Origin of the sequence: Herbidospora mongoliensis (assembly GCF_001570545.1) — a bacterium.
Lineage (GTDB): Bacteria > Actinomycetota > Actinomycetes > Streptosporangiales > Streptosporangiaceae > Herbidospora > Herbidospora mongoliensis.
Genome location: NZ_BBXD01000011.1, coordinates 434,162 through 448,759, shown reverse-complemented (window position 1 = coordinate 448,759; position 14,598 = coordinate 434,162). Strand labels below are relative to the sequence as shown.

Below are 14,598 nucleotides of genomic sequence, written 5' to 3'. Positions count from 1 at the left end.
TTCCCGGCTCAATCGCCCGAACGGATCTCCCTAGCGTGATCGCCATGGAAAAACTTGACGGAATCGCCGGTTGGGTCGTCGGACTGATGGAGACGCTGGGCGCTCCCGGCGCGGGCCTCGCCACCGCGATCGAGAACCTGGCGCCGCCGATTCCCAGCGAACTGATTCTGCCGCTCGCCGGGTTCACCGCCAGCCAGGGTGAGATGAGCCTGGTCGCCGCCATCGTCTGGACCACGACCGGCTCGGTGGCGGGGGCTCTGGTCCTGTACGGCCTGGGCGCGCTCCTCGGCCGCGATCGCACCGTCGCCCTGCTCGGCAGAATCCCCATGGTCACCGTCGGCGACATCGAGAAGACCGAGGCCTGGTTCGCCCGCCACGGCCGCAAGACCGTCTTCTTCGGCCGGATGATCCCGGTCTTCCGCAGCCTCATCTCCATCCCGGCCGGGGTCGAGCGGATGCCGCTTCCGACGTTCACCCTGCTCACCGCCCTCGGCAGCGCCATCTGGAACTCGATTTTCGTGCTGGCCGGATATCTCCTCGGCGAGAACTGGGAAATCGTCCAGCGCTACTCCGGCTGGTTCACCAACGGGGTCGTCGTCCTCTGCGCCGTCGCGGTGGTGACCTTCGTGATCGTCAGGATGCGGGCGAAGGTGAGGTAGGAATCGTCCCAAGGGAGGATCGAGCAGGAGCTCCCGGGGCGTTATGTTCGATGGCATGACCGAACCAGCCGGCATGCGCGCGTCCGACAGCGAGCGCGAGGCCGCCGTCGAGCGCCTGCGAGTCGCCTCCACCGAGGGCCGGCTGACCCTCGCCGAACTGACCGACCGCACCGAGGCCGCCTATCTGGCCCAGACCCAGGGCGAGCTGGCCCAGATCACCGCCGACCTCCCCGGCGGCGGCCCCGCTCCCGCCTACGCCCCCGCGAAGCCCCCGGGCAAGGCCCGGCAGTGGTTCGTCGCGGTGATGGGCGACACCAAGCGCAAGGGCAAGTGGCGGGTCGAGAGCGAGATCGGCGCGGTGGCCGTCATGGGTGACGTCACCATCGACCTGCGCGAGGCCGAGGTGCGCTCGAACGAGATCGACATCGTGGCGACCTGCGTGATGGGCGACATCAAGATCATCGTCCCCGACGGCGTCGACGTGCAGATGAGCGGTGTCACGATCATGGGTGACAAGAAGATCCGCGTGGTCGAGGCGCCCTCCGGCCAGCACGTCCCGGTGATCCGCATCCGCGGCTACGTCCTCATGGGCGACATCAAGGTCATCGGCGACTCTCACGCGACCCCGATCAGACGCAACATGGCCGCCTGGACCGACTGGTGGCTCCACCGCCGAGGCCTCGGGACCGGCTCCATGCACGGCACTATCAACCGAGCCGTCAACGATTCGATCCGCGACACCAACCGCGTGGTCAACGATTCGATCCGCGACACCAACCGGGTCGTCAACGACTCCATCCGCGAGGCCATCCAAGACTCCAAGACGGCCTGGAAACACATGAACCAGGGCACACCCCCGCCCGGCGGCAACGACCGCTAGCGACACGGTGGCCGGCCCGGTGCAACGGATCGGTGGACCCAGGGCGTCATCGTCGGTGACATGAATTCTCCGACGGTGAGGAATCCGCGATGCGCGACCGGGCCGACTTCGAGCGGTATGTCGACCAGCGGTCCGCCCGCCTGCTGCGGATGGCCTACCTGTTATGCCGCGACTGGTCGACCGCCGAGGACCTGACGCAGACCGCGCTGGCCAAGGCCTGGCTGGCCTGGCGGCGGGTGGGCGACAATCCGGACGCGTACGTCTACCGCATCCTCGTCAACACCCACAACTCCTGGTGGCGTCGCATGTGGCGGCGCGAGGTGCCCGCGGGTGAGTTGCCCGATCTGCCCGAGGCCGGTGGCGAGGACGTCATCGAAGACCGGGACGTGCTGCGGGTCGCGCTGGCGGGGTTGCCGCCGGGGATGCGGGCGGTGCTGGTGCTGCGGTATTTCGAGGACCTCTCCGACGCCGAGATCGCCGCGATCCTCGGCTGCTCGGAGGGCACCGTACGGAGCCAGGCCAGTCGCGCCCTGGCGAAACTGCGCGTCGACCCCGCCATGGACTGGAGCAGGCGATGATCCGTGACCTTTTCGAGGATGACACCCGCGAGGCGCCCGTACACAGGATCTCTCTGAAGGAGATCGATCGGCGGGCCGCGCACATCCGGCGGCGCCGCACCGCTCTGGGCACGGCGGCCGTGACGACCGCCCTGGCGGCCGCCGTGTTCGTCGCGCTACCGGCGGGAGGCCCCGGCGGGGCGGACGTCACCATGGCCCAGGTGACCGGGAGCCCGACCCCGCAGACCGTCTACATGCTGGCCGAGCGGTCGGTGGCCGTGCCCGGCATTCTGGAGGACATGTTCTACCCCGGGAACGAGGGTCCGGTGCAGATCTTCGTGCAGTGCCCCGGTTTCCAGGCTCACGCCGGAGTGTGGATCAACGACGAACTGGTCGCGCAGGGCTCCTGCGGTCCGATCAGCGAGTTGCGCTACGACGACCACGCCGACCCCGACCGGCCCACGGGGAAAGACGGCATGGTCAAGGTAAAGGTCCGCGCCTTCCCCTACGACGAGGGGCAGCCCCTCGATGAGGCCGACCTGGTGGAGCGCGCGGAGCAGGCGAAGGACTACCGGATGGGCGTGATGGTGCACGTCTACCGCTACCCCGGGCTGTTCACCCCGCCCGTCGACTGCGCCCAGCCGCTCGTGGTCGATCGGCTGAACGAAGGCCTGGAGACACTCCAGCCGGTCAATTGCGAGATCCCGCCGAAGGACTGAGCTCAGGCGCGGAGGTATTCCAGCCGCTCGGCCGCCACCGCGACCGCGTCGTAGCGGTTCAGCACGATCCGGACCAGCTCCGGCGCGGGCCCCAGGCCGTCGGCCACCAGGTCGGCGCCGGCCGCCAGGGTCTCTCTGGCCACCTTGTCGGCGAAGTGGCCGGGTGCCAGCAGGTAGGGCGCCACCACCACGCGCGGCGCGCCGGCCGCCCGCAGCATCGTCACCGCATCGGCCGGACGGGGGCCCGACGCGCTGGCGAAGGCGGTCGTGACCGCCCACCACGGACGCGACCTCGCCCAGTCGCGGGCGATCTTCCGGATCGTCGCGTTGGCCGACACGTCGCTCGACCCGGCGGACACCAGGACGACCGCCGTGCCGGGGTCGCCGATGCCGGCCCCGGCCTCGGTCAGGCGGCGTTCCAGGGCGGCGGTCAACAGCGGGTCGGGGCCCAGGGTGGGGCTGACCTCGACCCGGGTGCCGATCCCGGCCAGCGCGCCCGGGATGTCGACCTTGCTGTGGTAGGCCGCCGTCAGCAGCAGCGGGACCACCACCGCCCGGTCGAGGGGGGCCAGCGCCGTGGTCAGCGAGGGCTTCACGTGGTCGAGGTAGCTGATCCGGACGTCCAGACCGGGGCGCGCGAGACGTACACGATGGAGAAGGGCCTCGGCCACGGCGGCGGCGCGCGGGTCGCGGGACCCGTGCGCCACGGCCACGAGGGGCATCAAAGGTGGATACCGCACTCGATCTTGCCCAGACCCGCCCAGCGGCCCGACCGCGCGTCTTCGCCGTCGGCGACGCGGCGGGTGCAGGGGGAGCAGCCGATCGAGGGGTAGTTGTCGTAGTGGAGCGGGTTGATCAGGACGCCGTTGTCGGCGATGTAGTTGTCGACCTCGTCCTGGGTCCAGCGGGCGATCGGGTTGACCTTGACCATCTGGCGCTTGGCGTCCCACTCGACGACCTTGGTGCCGGTGCGGGTGGGCGACTCGTCGCGGCGGATGCCGGAGATCCAGGCCAGGTAGGGCTCCAGCGCGCGGTTCAGCGGCTCGACCTTGCGCAGGAAGCAGCAAAGGTCGGGGTTGCGGCCGTTGAGGCGCGGGCCGAGGTCGCGGTCCTGCTCGGCGACCGTGCGCGACGGGGTGATGTTGATCAGGTTGACGTTGTAGACCGCCTCGACGGCGTCCCGCGTGCCGATCGTCTCGGCGAAGTGGTAGCCCGTGTCGATGAACAGCACGTCGACGCCCGGCTTGACCCGGCTGACCAGGTCGATCAGCAGGGCGTCGGACATCGAGGAGGTGAGACACAGGCGGTCGCCGAAGGTGGCCGCCGCCCAGCGGATGATCTCTCGCGCGGGGGCGTCCTCAAGGAACTCGGCCGCCGACTCGACGATGCTCTGGAGGTCGAGCACGCCGCGTCGGCGCTCAAGATCGGCCTCAATGTCCACCAGGGTCATCACGCTCTCCTCACGGGGGGTCACGATCGCACGCCTATCCCCAGGAACTTCACCCGGAAGGCCCGGGCGCAGCTCCGGCAGTACCAGCCGTAGGGCTCCTCTTCGGAGACATACGGTTCAAGATCTTCATCACCGCAGTACGGGCAGTAGTACGGCGCGGCGCGTTCACTCATGTGGAACTCCGGTGGAGTCCGGTGTCTTCCGTCGCGGAGACCCCGGTATTCACTTGAGATCCGCTTCGTCGGCGCGTTGGACCCAGGTGGCGAACGCCTCGTCGTCGTGGCGCTGCTTGGCGAAGTTGGACGCCACCCGCTCGATGTAGTCGGGCAGGTCTTCGGCGGTGGTCTTCAGGCCGCGGACCTTGCGGCCGAAGCCGGGGGTCGCGCCCAGGGAGCCGCCCAGGTGGATCTGGAAGCCCTCGACCTGCTCGCCCGCCTCGTTGACGACGAGCTGGCCCTTCAGGCCGATGTCGGCGACCTGGATCCGGGCGCAGGAGTTCGGGCAGCCGTTCACGTTGATCGTGAGGGGGTGCTCGAAGTCGGGGAGGCGGTTCTCCAGCTCGTGGATCAGCGTCGTCGCGACCCCCTTGGTCTCGACGATCGCGAGCTTGCAGTATTCGATGCCGGTGCAGGCCATCGTCTGCCGCCGGAACGTCGACGGGCGCACCTTCAGCCCGATCGCGTCGAGCCCCTCGATGAGCGACTCGACCCGGTCTTCCGGCACGTCGAGGATGACCATCTTCTGCTCGACCGTCGTGGCCACCCGGTTCGACCCGTGGGCCTCGGCCAGGTCGGCGATCTTGTTCAGGACGTCGCCGTCGACCCGGCCGACCTTGGGCGCGAAGCCGACGTAGAACTTCCCGTCGTTCTGCCGGTGGACGCCCACGTGGTCACGCCGCGCGCCTTCGGCCAGCACCGGGGCGGGGCCGTCGGGCAGCGCGTAGCCGAGGTATTCGTCCTGGAGGATCTGCCGGAACTTCTCCGCGCCCCAGTCGTTGACCAGGAACTTGATGCGGGCCCGGTGGCGCAGCCGGCGGTAGCCGTAGTCGCGGAAGATGCTGATGACGCCGCCGTAGACGTCGCCCACCTGGTCGGGCCGCACGAACGCGCCGAGCCGCTTGCCGATCATCGGGTTGGTCGACAGGCCGCCGCCCACCCAGACGTCGAACCCGGCCTCGCCGGCCTCGTTCACCACGCCCACGAACGCCACGTCGTTGATCTCGTGGACGGTGCAGTGGGCGGCGCAGCCGCTGATGGCCGACTTGAACTTGCGGGGCAGGTTCGAGAACGCCTTGTCGCCGATGAAGCGGTCGAAGACCTCGCGGATCTGCTCGCGCCCGTCGATGACCTCGTCGGCGTCGATGCCCGCCAGCGGGCAGCCCAGGATCACGCGCGGGGTGTCGCCGCAGGCCTCGGTCGTGGACAGGCCGACCGCCTCGAGGCGCTCCCAGATCTCCGGGACCGACTCGATCTCGACCCAGTGGAGCTGCACGTTCTGGCGGTCGGTCAGGTCGGCGGTGCCGCGGCCGAAGTCGTTGGAGATGTCGGCGATCACCCGGAGCTGGCGCAGGTCGAGCTGGCCGCCGTCGATGCGGATGCGCAGCATGAAGTAGCTGTCGTCGAGCTCCTCGGGCTCCAGGATCGCCGTCTTGCCGCCGTCGATGCCGGGCTTGCGCTGGGTGTAGAGGCCGTACCACCGCATGCGTCCGCGCAGGTCAGCCGGGTCGATGGAGTCGAAGCCACGCTTCGAGTAGATGTCGATGATCCGCTGACGGACGTTGAGGCCGTCGTCGTTCTTCTTGTTCTCTTCGTTCTTGTTGAGGGGCTCGCTGTAGCCGAGAGCCCACTGACCTTCGCCACGCGGGCGCTTGTGGTGGCGGTTCGCCGGGCGGGCCGGGGTGCTCATGCGGGACCTTTCCAGTGGTCGTCGCGCGCGTCAGGCTTTCCCTCCCGCCTCGGCTCTGAGTGCGGGGGCATAAGAAAAGACGCCTGTCACGCGCCCTTAACAGAAAGAAGGGGCAGCGATCAACGGGCGTCGAGACAGATGGCGCTGTGGACGCGCTGAAGGTCGACGTGGCGGCGCACGACGAGCATCGGGTCCACTGGCATGTCCGTAACAATACCTCGCGGGTAGTTCATGTCCAAGTTTGCGTCCAGAGTGTGGGACGCCAGGTGCGACAAACGGTTCGACAACGGAGGTCCCGTAGTGTTAACGCCGATGACCTCCGCGAACGCGCCACGGCGCCGGTCCCGTCGCCACTGGTTCGGGCACCGCTCCCGAGCCGGCATGGAGCGCGCCCGCGAGGGGATGACGCGGTTCGCGGGAACCAGCTTCTGGGCGCTGCTGAAGGCCACCACGATGGCCGGCGTCAACTACCGCGTGACGGGCCTGGCGGGGGAGGCGGCGTTCTTCGCGCTGCTGTCGCTGCCGCCGTTCGTGCTCGGCCTCCTGGGTGTCCTCGGTCACCTCTCCGGACTGCTCGGCCCCGAAACGATCACCGACGTCAAGGCGTCGGTGATCGAACACGCCAACCTGCTGTTCACCCCCGACGCCGTGCACCGCGTGGTCGAACCCCTGCTGAACAACGTCTTCAACGGCGGCGAGGTCTCGCTCATCTCGGTGGGCTTCCTGCTCTCGCTGTGGTCGGGGTCCCGGGCCCTGTTCGTGTACGTCGACCTGATCTCCATCGCGTACGGCATGGGCGAGACCCGCGGCATCATCCGCACCAGGATCTTCAGCTTCGGCCTCTATCTGGGAGCCCTGCTGATCGGCCTGGTCGTGATGCCGATCCTGGTCGTCGGGCCGACGCTGCTGATGACCGCGCTGCCGGGCTACGAGCCGCTCATCTCGATCTTCTACTGGCCGGTCGTGGTGGCCGGCTCGGTGCTGATGCTCACGCTGCTCTACCACGTGAGCGTGCCGATGCGGACGAAATGGTGGCGCGAGGTGCCGGGAGCGCTGCTGGCGCTGCTGATCTGGATCATCTGCGCGGCCGTGCTGCGCGAGGTGCTGGCCGCCTGGTTCGACCCGCTGTCGATCTACGGCTCGCTCGCCGCGCCGATCGCGGTGCTGCTCTGGCTCTACATCACCGCCCTCGCGGTGCTGATCGGGGCCACCCTCAACGCCGAGATCGACCGCCTGTGGCCCCTGCCCGGCAACGCCCGCGCCCACACCGAGAGCCGATAAGGTGGGGTTCTCGCTACTGGCGCTATGAGGTGGGGTACCACCGGGGAGCGGAAGCCGTGTCGGCCGTGCGCCTGGGTCGACGCAGTCGTCGAGTTCCGAGGAAGGCGCCCAATGCCCAACCCAGTGTCCGACCACACGCTCAACGCCGTCGACCCCGAGATCGCCGCGCTGATCACCGCGGAAGAACGCCGTCAGACCGACACGATCAAGCTGATCGCCTCGGAGAACTACGTCTCCAAAGCGGTCCTCCAGGCCACCGGCTCGGTCCTGACCAACAAATACTCCGAGGGCTACCCGGGCAAGCGCTACTACGAGGGCCAGCAGGTCATCGACCAGGTCGAGACCCTGGCGATCGAGCGGGCCAAGTCGCTGTTCGGCGTCAACCACGCCAACGTGCAGCCCTACTCGGGCTCGCCCGCGAACCTCGCGATCTACCTGGCCTTCCTGAAGCCCGGCGAGACCGTCATGGGCATGGGCCTGCCGTTCGGCGGCCACCTGACCCACGGCTGGTCGGTCAGCGCCACCGGCAAGTGGTTCAACCCGGTCCGTTACGGCGTCCGCCGCGACACGGGCATGGTCGACATGGACGAGGTCCGCGAGATCGCGCTCAAGGAGCGCCCCAAGCTGATCTTCTGCGGCGGCACCGCGATCCCGCGCACGATCGACTTCCCGGCCTTCGCCGAGATCGCCAAGGAGGTCGGCGCGGTGCTGGCCGCCGACATCGCCCACATCGCCGGTCTGGTCGCCGGTGGCGCCCACCCCTCGCCGGTCGGCCACGCCGACGTGATCTCCACCACGACCCACAAGACCCTGCGCGGGCCGCGTGGCGCGATGCTCATGGCCACCTCCGACGAGCACGCCACCGCGCTCAACAAGGCCGTCTTCCCCGGTCTTCAGGGCGGCCCGCACAACCACACCACCGCCGCCATCGCGGTGGCGCTGCGTGAGGCCGCGACCGACGACTTCAAGGACTACGCGCGCCAGATCGTCGTCAACAGCCGGGCGCTGGCCGAGGAACTGCTCGGCCGGGGCTTCGACCTGGTCTCGGGCGGCACCGACAACCACCTGATCCTGATGGACCTCACGCCCAAGGGCGTCGGCGGCAAGCCCGCCGCGCAGGCCCTCGACAAGGCCGGGCTGGAGACCAACTACAACTCGGTGCCGTTCGACACCCGCAAGCCGTTCGACCCGTCGGGCATCCGCATCGGCACCGCCGGCGTCACCAGTCGGGGCATGGGCGTCACCGAGATGCGCCAGATCGGCGCCTGGATCGACCAGGTCGTCTCGGCCCTGGCCAAGGGCGAAGACGAGGCCAAGCACACGATCGTGCGCGTCCACGCCGAGGTCCGTGAGCTGACCAGCCACTTCCCCGCGCCGGGCCTGAGCTAGCCCAAAAGGAAGCCCCGGTCTCCGCGCGAGACCGGGGCTTCGTCATGCCGGGGAAAGGGCCGGAAATAGCGTTGCGAGGCTCTCCTGGTCTGCGTATCGTTCTTCCAGGCCGGAACGAACCGGTCCTGATTCCTTCGGGGAGGTGGCGACAACATGCGGGTCTTTCTCCTGAGCATGCCGTCAGTCAACCTCCGGGCCGCCCGCTGACCTTCGCGGCGCCCGTTTCATCCTGAAGGGTTTCACCCAAAGTGTTTTTCAACCCGTTGGTTTTCGATCTTTCTCTTCTCGGCTGGGACGACAAGCGCTCGCTTCCCGCTGACACGATCCCGGGCAGGGTCTCCCAGGTGCACCGCGGCGCGGCCGAGGTCATCACCGAACAGGGCCAGTTCCAGGTCCACTACGGCGCCCGGGTGCGCCGCTCCTCCGCCGCCGACCCGACCACGCTGCCCTGCGTGGGCGACTGGGTGGCGCTGAGACTCCTCGCCGAGGGCCGCTACGAGCTCGACGAGGTGCTGCACCGCACCACCGCGTTCGTCCGCGGCGGCGTCTCGCGCGACTCGCGCGGCGGCCTGTCCGGCGACGGGCAGGGTCAGGTGCTGGCCGCCAACGTCGACATCGTGTTCGTCGCCGAACCGGCCATGCACGCCACCGACTTCGCCGACCTCGGCCGGATCGAGCGGCTGACCGCGCTGGCCTGGGAGAGCGGCGGCATCCCGGTCGTCGTGATCACCAAGGCCGACCTGTTCGACCAGGGCCTCGACGACCTCCTGGACGACGTCAGGAACGCCGCCCCGGGCGTCGACGTGCACGCCGTGTCGTCGTTCACCGGCGACGGGGTGGAGGCCATCCGGTCCTACCTGATGGGCTCCAGGACCGCCGTGATCCTGGGCGCCTCCGGCGCGGGCAAGTCGAGTCTCGTCAACGCCCTGGCGGGCGGCGACGTGATGGAGACCCAGCAGGTGAGGGCCGGCGACGGACGGGGCCGCCACACCACCGTGCACCGGGAGCTCATCCCGCTGCCCGGCGGCGGCATCGTCATCGACACCCCGGGCATCCGGCGGGTCGGTCTCTACGACATGTCCGACGGCGTCGACCGGGTCTTCTCGGAGATCGAGGACCTGGCCGAACAGTGCCGCTTCGGCGACTGCTCCCACGAGGCCGAGCCGGGCTGCGCGGTCGTGGCGGCGCTGGAGAGCGGCGAGCTGCCCGAGCGGCGGCTCGACAGCTGGCGCAAACTCCAGCGTGAGGCGGCCTGGATGGCGCGGCGCAGCGACGCCCGGCTCCAGGCCGAGGAGACCAGGAAGTGGAAAATCATCCACAAGGGCATGCGGGGCCGCAGCCGTCCCTGATTGCCGGGTACACCCCAAAGGTGGACCCTTTTCCGGATCGCACGACCGCCGGCGCGCTTCTCGCGGAGGCACTGGCGGGCGTGCCCGCCGACATCGTGCTCGCCCTGCCGCGTGGCGGGGTGCCCGTCGGCGCCGTGGTCGCGCGGGCGCTCGGGGTGCCCCTCGACGTCCTGGTGACCCGGAAGCTGGGCCACCCGATGCAGCCCGAGCTGGGCCTGGGCGCCATCGCCGAGGGCGGCGAACCGGTCTACGACCACACGATGCTGCGCCGCACCGGCATCCGTCAGAGCGATCTCGCGGAGGTCGTGGCGGCCGAACGCGTGGAGCTGGCGCGGCGCGTGGAGGCGTACAGAGGCGGAAAACCACCGCCTGACCTGCACGGGCGCGACGTGATCGTGGTCGACGACGGCCTGGCCACCGGCGGCACCGCCCGCGCGGCCCTGCGGGCGGTGCGGGCCCAGAAGCCTCGCCACGTCACGCTGGCCGTGCCGGTCGGCGCGGCGGCGGCGGTCAGCATGCTCAGGAGGGAGGCCGACGAGGTGGTGACGGTCACCGCGCCCGAGGAGTTCGGTTCCGTCGGCAGGTGGTACGAACGGTTCGAGCAGCTCACCGACGACGAAACCCGGGCGTGCCTTCGCTCGGTGTGATGAACGGTCACTTACGGTGACTGGGTGGATGTTGTGGATGTGGCCCGGTGGCAGTTCGGCATCACCACCGTCTACCACTTCCTCTTCGTCCCCCTCGCGATCGGCCTTTCGCTCCTGGTCGCCCTCCTGGAGACGGCCTGGGTCCGCACCGGTAAGCACGTCTATCTGACCGCGACGCGCTTCTGGGGCCGGCTCTTCCTGATCAACTTCGCGCTCGGGCTGGTCACGGGCATCGTCCAGGAGTTCCAGTTCGGGATGTCCTGGAGCACCTACTCGCGGTTCGTCGGCGACGTGTTCGGCGCGCCGCTCGCCATCGAGGCGCTGCTGGCGTTCTTCCTGGAGTCCACCTTCCTCGGTCTGTGGATCTTCGGCTGGGACCGCCTGAACAAGGTGGTCCACGTGCTGTGCATGTGGGCGGTGGCGATCGGCACCGCGCTGTCGGCCTATTTCATCCTCGCGGCCAACTCCTTCATGCAGTGGCCCGTGGGGTTCGTCAACACCGGCACCCGGGCCGAGATGACCGACTTCGGCGCGGTGCTCACCAACAAGGTCGCGGTGGCCACCTTCCCGCACGTGCTGATGGCGAGCTGGCTGACCGCCGGGGTCGTCATGATGTGCTTCAGCGCCTACCACCTGGGCCGCAGCCGCAACGTCGAGGTGTTCCGGCCGTCGCTGCGGCTCGCGCTGGTGACCACGGTGATCGCGGGCGCGGGGCTGGCCTACACCGGCGACTCGCTCGCCAAGGTGATGACGCAGACCCAGCCGATGAAGATCGCCGCCGCCGAGGCGCTCTACGAGACCGCCCAGCCGGCGCCGTTCTCCCTGTTCACGATCGGCAACCTGAGCGGGACCGAACCGCTGTTCTCGATCGAGGTCCCCGGCCTGCTGTCGTTCCTGGCCACCGGCCGCTTCGACGGACAGGTCCAGGGCATCAACAACCTTCAGGCCGAATATCGGCAGAAGTACGGCCCCGGCGACTACGCGCCCTATGTGCCGATCGCCTACTGGGGCTTCCGGCTGATGATCGGATTCGGCCTGCTGGCCGCGTTCATCGGCCTGTGCCTGCTCTGGCTGACCCGGGGACACCGGCTGCCCCGGAAACGGTGGATCTGGCGGGTCGCCACCTGGGCGGTCGTGCTGCCGTTCCTGGCCAACAGTGCCGGATGGATCTTCACCGAGATGGGGCGCCAGCCCTGGATCGTGTTCACCCAGCTCAAGACCGCCGACGCGGTCTCACCGAGCATCGGGCTGGGACACATCATCGCGTCGCTGACCGCCTTCACGCTGCTCTACGGCGCGCTCGCGGTCGTCGAAATGCGGCTGATGTACGTCTTCGGCACCGCCGACCCGCCCCACGACCAGCCCGAACCCGTCAAAGACCCTGCTCTGGCCTACTGAGAGGACTCCCGTGACGCTCAACGACCTCTGGTTCGCCGCCATCGCGGTGCTCTTCGTCGGCTACTTCGTGCTGGAGGGGTTCGACTTCGGGGTGGGCGTGCTGTTGCCGTACATCCCGAAAGACGAACGGGAACGCCAGGTCATGGTCGGCACGATCGGACCCGTATGGGACGGCAACGAGGTCTGGCTCATCACCGCCGGGGGCGCCCTGTTCGCGGCCTTTCCCGAGTGGTACGCCACGTTGTTCAGCGGCTTCTATCTGCCCTTGCTGTTCATCCTGCTGGCGCTGATCGTGCGGGGAGTGGCATTCGAATACCGGGGCAAACACGATTCGAAGCGGTGGCGGCGCAATTGGGACCGCTGCCTGTTCTGGGGATCGCTGGTGCCGGCGTTCCTGTGGGGCGTGGTGTTCGGCAACATCGTGCGCGGAGTGGCACTCGACGAAAGGCATGAATTCGTCGGCACGTTCTGGGCGCTGTTGAATCCGTTCGCCCTGCTCGGCGGATTGACGACGCTTGCGATGTTCGTCACACACGGCGCGGTGTTCCTGGCGCTGAAGACGCGGGGGAAGGTCCGCCGGAAGGCGAAAGACACGGCGGAACGAGCCGGGGTCATCGCGGCGGTTCTGGCCATCGGGTTCCTGACCTGGACGCAGGTCATGGAAGGTTCATTCGCGAGCGTTCTGCTCACCGTGGTCGCGATCGCCGCGTGGGCCGCGGGGATGGTCGCCAACTTCTTCGGCCGGGAGGGCTGGGCGTTCCTCGGCTCGGCCGTCGCGATCGGGATGGCGACGATCAGCTTGTTCGCGGCGCTCTATCCCGATGTGCTGCCGTCGACGGTCAGCTCGGAGAACAGCCTGAACATAGAAAACGCCGCGTCCACGCCCAAGACCTTGCAGATCATGACGTGGGTCGCGGTCGTGTTCCTGCCGCTGGTGTTGCTGTACCAGTCGTGGACCTACTGGGTGTTCCGCCGCCGCATCGGTGTGCGGAACATCCCAGCAAGCCACTAAAGGGAGGGTTGGCGAAATGCCGGGGAGGGTGGCGATGCGCTTAGGCGACGGCGCTGATGCCGGCGCTCGCGGCGCGACGCATCCGACGGCGACGCTCGGAGGCGCGCTCGTCTTCGTTCAGGCCACCCCAGGTGCCGTACTTCTCAGGGCGGGAAAGCGCGTAGTCAAGACACTCCGCGCGGACCGGGCAACCACCACAGATGGCCTTTGCCTTACGTTCGCGGATGTCACGCTCCGGCTGGCGCTCCCCGTCAGGGCCGAAGAACAGCACGAGGTCCTCTCCCCGGCACGCGGCATCATCCTGCCAACCCCAGCTGGGGCGGGGGCGGGCGAGCTGCCGACGTACCTGAGACATGAGAAACCACCTTTGGTGAGAAGAGGTATTTCAGTGTTTGTGCCGCAATGGACGCTTATGGGTTCCTCTTTTGCAACGCAAGGAGCGTCCGTGGTGTTCCCAGCTTCTTGCGAAGCCTCAGGTCAGCACTGGGGTGAGCTGCTTGAGCTCGGCCAACCTGTAGGTCGTGATCTCTTCGGCGCAGGCGAACCCACACGGTGCCGCGAACACCGAAGGCTCGACCACTACCCGAAAACGGGACGTTCCACCAGGCGCGTTGGTTTGCACAACGCACACGGTGGAGTCACCTTCCGACCGGGAGGATTCCACGGCCACTCCGCCGACCGAGAGCTCGCCCGTGTGTGACCGGACAAAATGCTCGGCGGCTTGCGATGGCTCAGGGAGACCCGCGCGCCCCCGGAAACGGTCAAGAACGATCTTGCCGTCACGGTAGGCGCCTGCTGCCACGATCGCGGCAGCCTCAGACATGCTGCCGTAGTAAAGCCCGTGTGGCAAGCACACGAGGTTGGCGGCGTATCGATCGCCACCAACATGTGTGGTTTCCCACACATTCCCGGGCTGCTTCCGGGAGAGTGATCTCGCGATCGGGAGACCAAAGCGGGCGCAGCACGCGTTGCGCTTGGCGTGCGTGCAGACCAGAAATACCGGCTCACTCACAAGTATGCAGGACTCGGGAAGCGCTCCGTCCACAAGTGCGCCCAGGTCAAGATCGTCTGGATGGTCGAGCCAGGCTTCCGCAAGCCAGGGGTCTTTTCCGGTGGAGGATCCGACGAAAACGTGCAGCGGTTTGGGTCCCTGAGTGGTCTCACGGTCGGGCCGGCGGATGAGCTGCGAACGGATGCCGAGGGCGGTGGCGCGGTCGATGAGGGCCAGCACGCTCTGCGGGAGGCGGCATTCGGGCAGGTAGGCCGCCCAGGGGCCGTTGTGTTCGATGAGGAGCCAGCGGCGGGCGCCCACCGTCGCACTGGCGAGCACGGGCGCCTCGCCCGTGTGCATC

The 14,598-nt window shown here is 68.4% G+C and carries 17 protein-coding genes and 1 riboswitch; of the genes, 10 read left to right on the top strand and 7 right to left on the bottom strand.

What is annotated here, in order from left to right; all coding sequences use genetic code 11:
• Positions 1 to 44: 44 nt before the first annotated feature.
• The 4 genes from AW272_RS13575 to AW272_RS13560 all read left to right on the top strand — a co-directional run bounded on the left by AW272_RS13575 (position 45) and on the right by AW272_RS13560 (position 2,815).
• The gene (locus AW272_RS13575; RefSeq protein ID WP_066364724.1) at positions 45 to 659 is read left to right on the top strand and encodes a DedA family protein; all 615 of its coding nucleotides are present in this window, start codon (positions 45 to 47) and stop codon (positions 657 to 659) included.
• 55 nt (positions 660 to 714) lie between these two features.
• Complete coding sequence (locus AW272_RS13570; protein WP_083958319.1) at positions 715 to 1,539, top strand: DUF1707 SHOCT-like domain-containing protein; 825 nt, start codon at positions 715 to 717, stop codon at positions 1,537 to 1,539.
• Positions 1,540 to 1,628: 89 nt separating this feature from the next.
• Positions 1,629 to 2,117 (top strand): SigE family RNA polymerase sigma factor, encoded by a 489-nt coding sequence (locus tag AW272_RS13565; RefSeq protein WP_066364264.1) that lies wholly within the window; start codon positions 1,629 to 1,631, stop codon positions 2,115 to 2,117.
• Positions 2,114 to 2,815, top strand: coding sequence for a hypothetical protein (locus AW272_RS13560; protein ID WP_066364262.1), 702 nt, complete (start codon positions 2,114 to 2,116; stop codon positions 2,813 to 2,815). Before AW272_RS13565 ends, AW272_RS13560 begins: the two co-directional genes overlap by 4 nt.
• A gap of 2 nt (positions 2,816 to 2,817) precedes the next feature.
• On the opposite strand, the gene AW272_RS13555 is transcribed toward AW272_RS13560, so the two are convergent.
• From AW272_RS13555 to AW272_RS46005, 5 genes are all read right to left on the bottom strand, one after another.
• A complete protein-coding gene (locus AW272_RS13555; RefSeq protein ID WP_066364261.1) occupies positions 2,818 to 3,537 on the bottom strand; it encodes a sirohydrochlorin chelatase in 720 nt (239 codons plus the stop codon).
• On the bottom strand, positions 3,537 to 4,265 hold the full coding sequence (locus AW272_RS13550) for a phosphoadenylyl-sulfate reductase (protein WP_066364260.1): 729 nt from the start codon (positions 4,263 to 4,265) through the stop codon (positions 3,537 to 3,539). The genes AW272_RS13555 and AW272_RS13550 overlap by 1 nt, the downstream gene beginning before the upstream one ends.
• A gap of 20 nt (positions 4,266 to 4,285) precedes the next feature.
• Positions 4,286 to 4,438: an Insertion element protein gene (locus AW272_RS40575; protein WP_082801373.1), complete on the bottom strand. Its 153-nt coding sequence runs from the start codon at positions 4,436 to 4,438 to the stop codon at positions 4,286 to 4,288.
• Positions 4,439 to 4,487: 49 nt separating this feature from the next.
• Positions 4,488 to 6,170: a nitrite/sulfite reductase gene (locus tag AW272_RS13545; protein ID WP_066364259.1), complete on the bottom strand. Its 1,683-nt coding sequence runs from the start codon at positions 6,168 to 6,170 to the stop codon at positions 4,488 to 4,490.
• 119 nt (positions 6,171 to 6,289) lie between these two features.
• Positions 6,290 to 6,373, bottom strand: a complete 84-nt coding sequence (locus AW272_RS46005) for a putative leader peptide (protein ID WP_369408734.1) — start codon at positions 6,371 to 6,373, stop codon at positions 6,290 to 6,292.
• 109 nt (positions 6,374 to 6,482) lie between these two features.
• On the opposite strand from AW272_RS46005, the gene AW272_RS13540 reads away from it, so the two are divergent.
• The 6 genes from AW272_RS13540 (at position 6,483) to cydB (ending at position 13,246) form a co-directional block, all read left to right on the top strand.
• Positions 6,483 to 7,451, top strand: coding sequence for a YihY/virulence factor BrkB family protein (locus AW272_RS13540; protein ID WP_083958276.1), 969 nt, complete (start codon positions 6,483 to 6,485; stop codon positions 7,449 to 7,451).
• Between the two features lie 2 nt (positions 7,452 to 7,453).
• Positions 7,454 to 7,535: riboswitch (ZMP/ZTP riboswitch) on the top strand.
• A 27-nt stretch (positions 7,536 to 7,562) separates the two neighbouring features.
• The gene (gene glyA / locus AW272_RS13535) at positions 7,563 to 8,840 is read left to right on the top strand and encodes a serine hydroxymethyltransferase (RefSeq protein WP_066364255.1); all 1,278 of its coding nucleotides are present in this window, start codon (positions 7,563 to 7,565) and stop codon (positions 8,838 to 8,840) included.
• 263 nt (positions 8,841 to 9,103) lie between these two features.
• Complete coding sequence (rsgA, locus tag AW272_RS13530; protein WP_066364722.1) at positions 9,104 to 10,189, top strand: ribosome small subunit-dependent GTPase A; 1,086 nt, start codon at positions 9,104 to 9,106, stop codon at positions 10,187 to 10,189.
• Positions 10,190 to 10,209: 20 nt separating this feature from the next.
• Positions 10,210 to 10,836 (top strand): phosphoribosyltransferase, encoded by a 627-nt coding sequence (locus AW272_RS13525; protein ID WP_066364254.1) that lies wholly within the window; start codon positions 10,210 to 10,212, stop codon positions 10,834 to 10,836.
• A gap of 24 nt (positions 10,837 to 10,860) precedes the next feature.
• The gene (locus AW272_RS13520) at positions 10,861 to 12,234 is read left to right on the top strand and encodes a cytochrome ubiquinol oxidase subunit I (protein WP_066364253.1); all 1,374 of its coding nucleotides are present in this window, start codon (positions 10,861 to 10,863) and stop codon (positions 12,232 to 12,234) included.
• A gap of 10 nt (positions 12,235 to 12,244) precedes the next feature.
• Positions 12,245 to 13,246 carry a cytochrome d ubiquinol oxidase subunit II gene (gene cydB / locus AW272_RS13515; RefSeq protein WP_066364252.1) on the top strand — a complete coding sequence of 334 codons (1,002 nt, stop codon included), beginning with the start codon at positions 12,245 to 12,247 and terminating at the stop codon, positions 13,244 to 13,246.
• Between the two features lie 40 nt (positions 13,247 to 13,286).
• On the opposite strand, the gene AW272_RS13510 is transcribed toward cydB, so the two are convergent.
• Positions 13,287 to 13,601 (bottom strand): WhiB family transcriptional regulator, encoded by a 315-nt coding sequence (locus AW272_RS13510; protein WP_083958275.1) that lies wholly within the window; start codon positions 13,599 to 13,601, stop codon positions 13,287 to 13,289.
• Positions 13,602 to 13,718: 117 nt separating this feature from the next.
• Positions 13,719 to 14,597 (bottom strand): sucrase ferredoxin, encoded by an 879-nt coding sequence (locus tag AW272_RS13505; RefSeq protein WP_245657512.1) that lies wholly within the window; start codon positions 14,595 to 14,597, stop codon positions 13,719 to 13,721.
• Position 14,598: the final 1 nt, after the last annotated feature.

Bases quoted from the DNA above. Each gene is read 5' to 3' on its own strand.
- AW272_RS13505 (WP_245657512.1), bottom strand. From the start codon at position 14,597: ATGCACACGGGCGAGGCGCCCGTGCTCGCCAGTGCGACGGTGGGCGCC.
- AW272_RS13565 (WP_066364264.1), top strand. From the start codon at position 1,629: ATGCGCGACCGGGCCGACTTCGAGCGGTATGTCGACCAGCGGTCCGCC.
- AW272_RS13570 (WP_083958319.1), top strand. From the start codon at position 715: ATGACCGAACCAGCCGGCATGCGCGCGTCCGACAGCGAGCGCGAGGCC.
- AW272_RS13575 (WP_066364724.1), top strand. From the start codon at position 45: ATGGAAAAACTTGACGGAATCGCCGGTTGGGTCGTCGGACTGATGGAG.
- AW272_RS46005 (WP_369408734.1), bottom strand. From the start codon at position 6,373: ATGCCAGTGGACCCGATGCTCGTCGTGCGCCGCCACGTCGACCTTCAG.
- AW272_RS13510 (WP_083958275.1), bottom strand. From the start codon at position 13,601: ATGTCTCAGGTACGTCGGCAGCTCGCCCGCCCCCGCCCCAGCTGGGGT.
- AW272_RS13550 (WP_066364260.1), bottom strand. From the start codon at position 4,265: ATGACCCTGGTGGACATTGAGGCCGATCTTGAGCGCCGACGCGGCGTG.
- AW272_RS13560 (WP_066364262.1), top strand. From the start codon at position 2,114: ATGATCCGTGACCTTTTCGAGGATGACACCCGCGAGGCGCCCGTACAC.
- AW272_RS13540 (WP_083958276.1), top strand. From the start codon at position 6,483: ATGACCTCCGCGAACGCGCCACGGCGCCGGTCCCGTCGCCACTGGTTC.
- AW272_RS40575 (WP_082801373.1), bottom strand. From the start codon at position 4,438: ATGAGTGAACGCGCCGCGCCGTACTACTGCCCGTACTGCGGTGATGAA.
- glyA (WP_066364255.1), top strand. From the start codon at position 7,563: ATGCCCAACCCAGTGTCCGACCACACGCTCAACGCCGTCGACCCCGAG.
- AW272_RS13555 (WP_066364261.1), bottom strand. From the start codon at position 3,537: ATGCCCCTCGTGGCCGTGGCGCACGGGTCCCGCGACCCGCGCGCCGCC.
- AW272_RS13545 (WP_066364259.1), bottom strand. From the start codon at position 6,170: ATGAGCACCCCGGCCCGCCCGGCGAACCGCCACCACAAGCGCCCGCGT.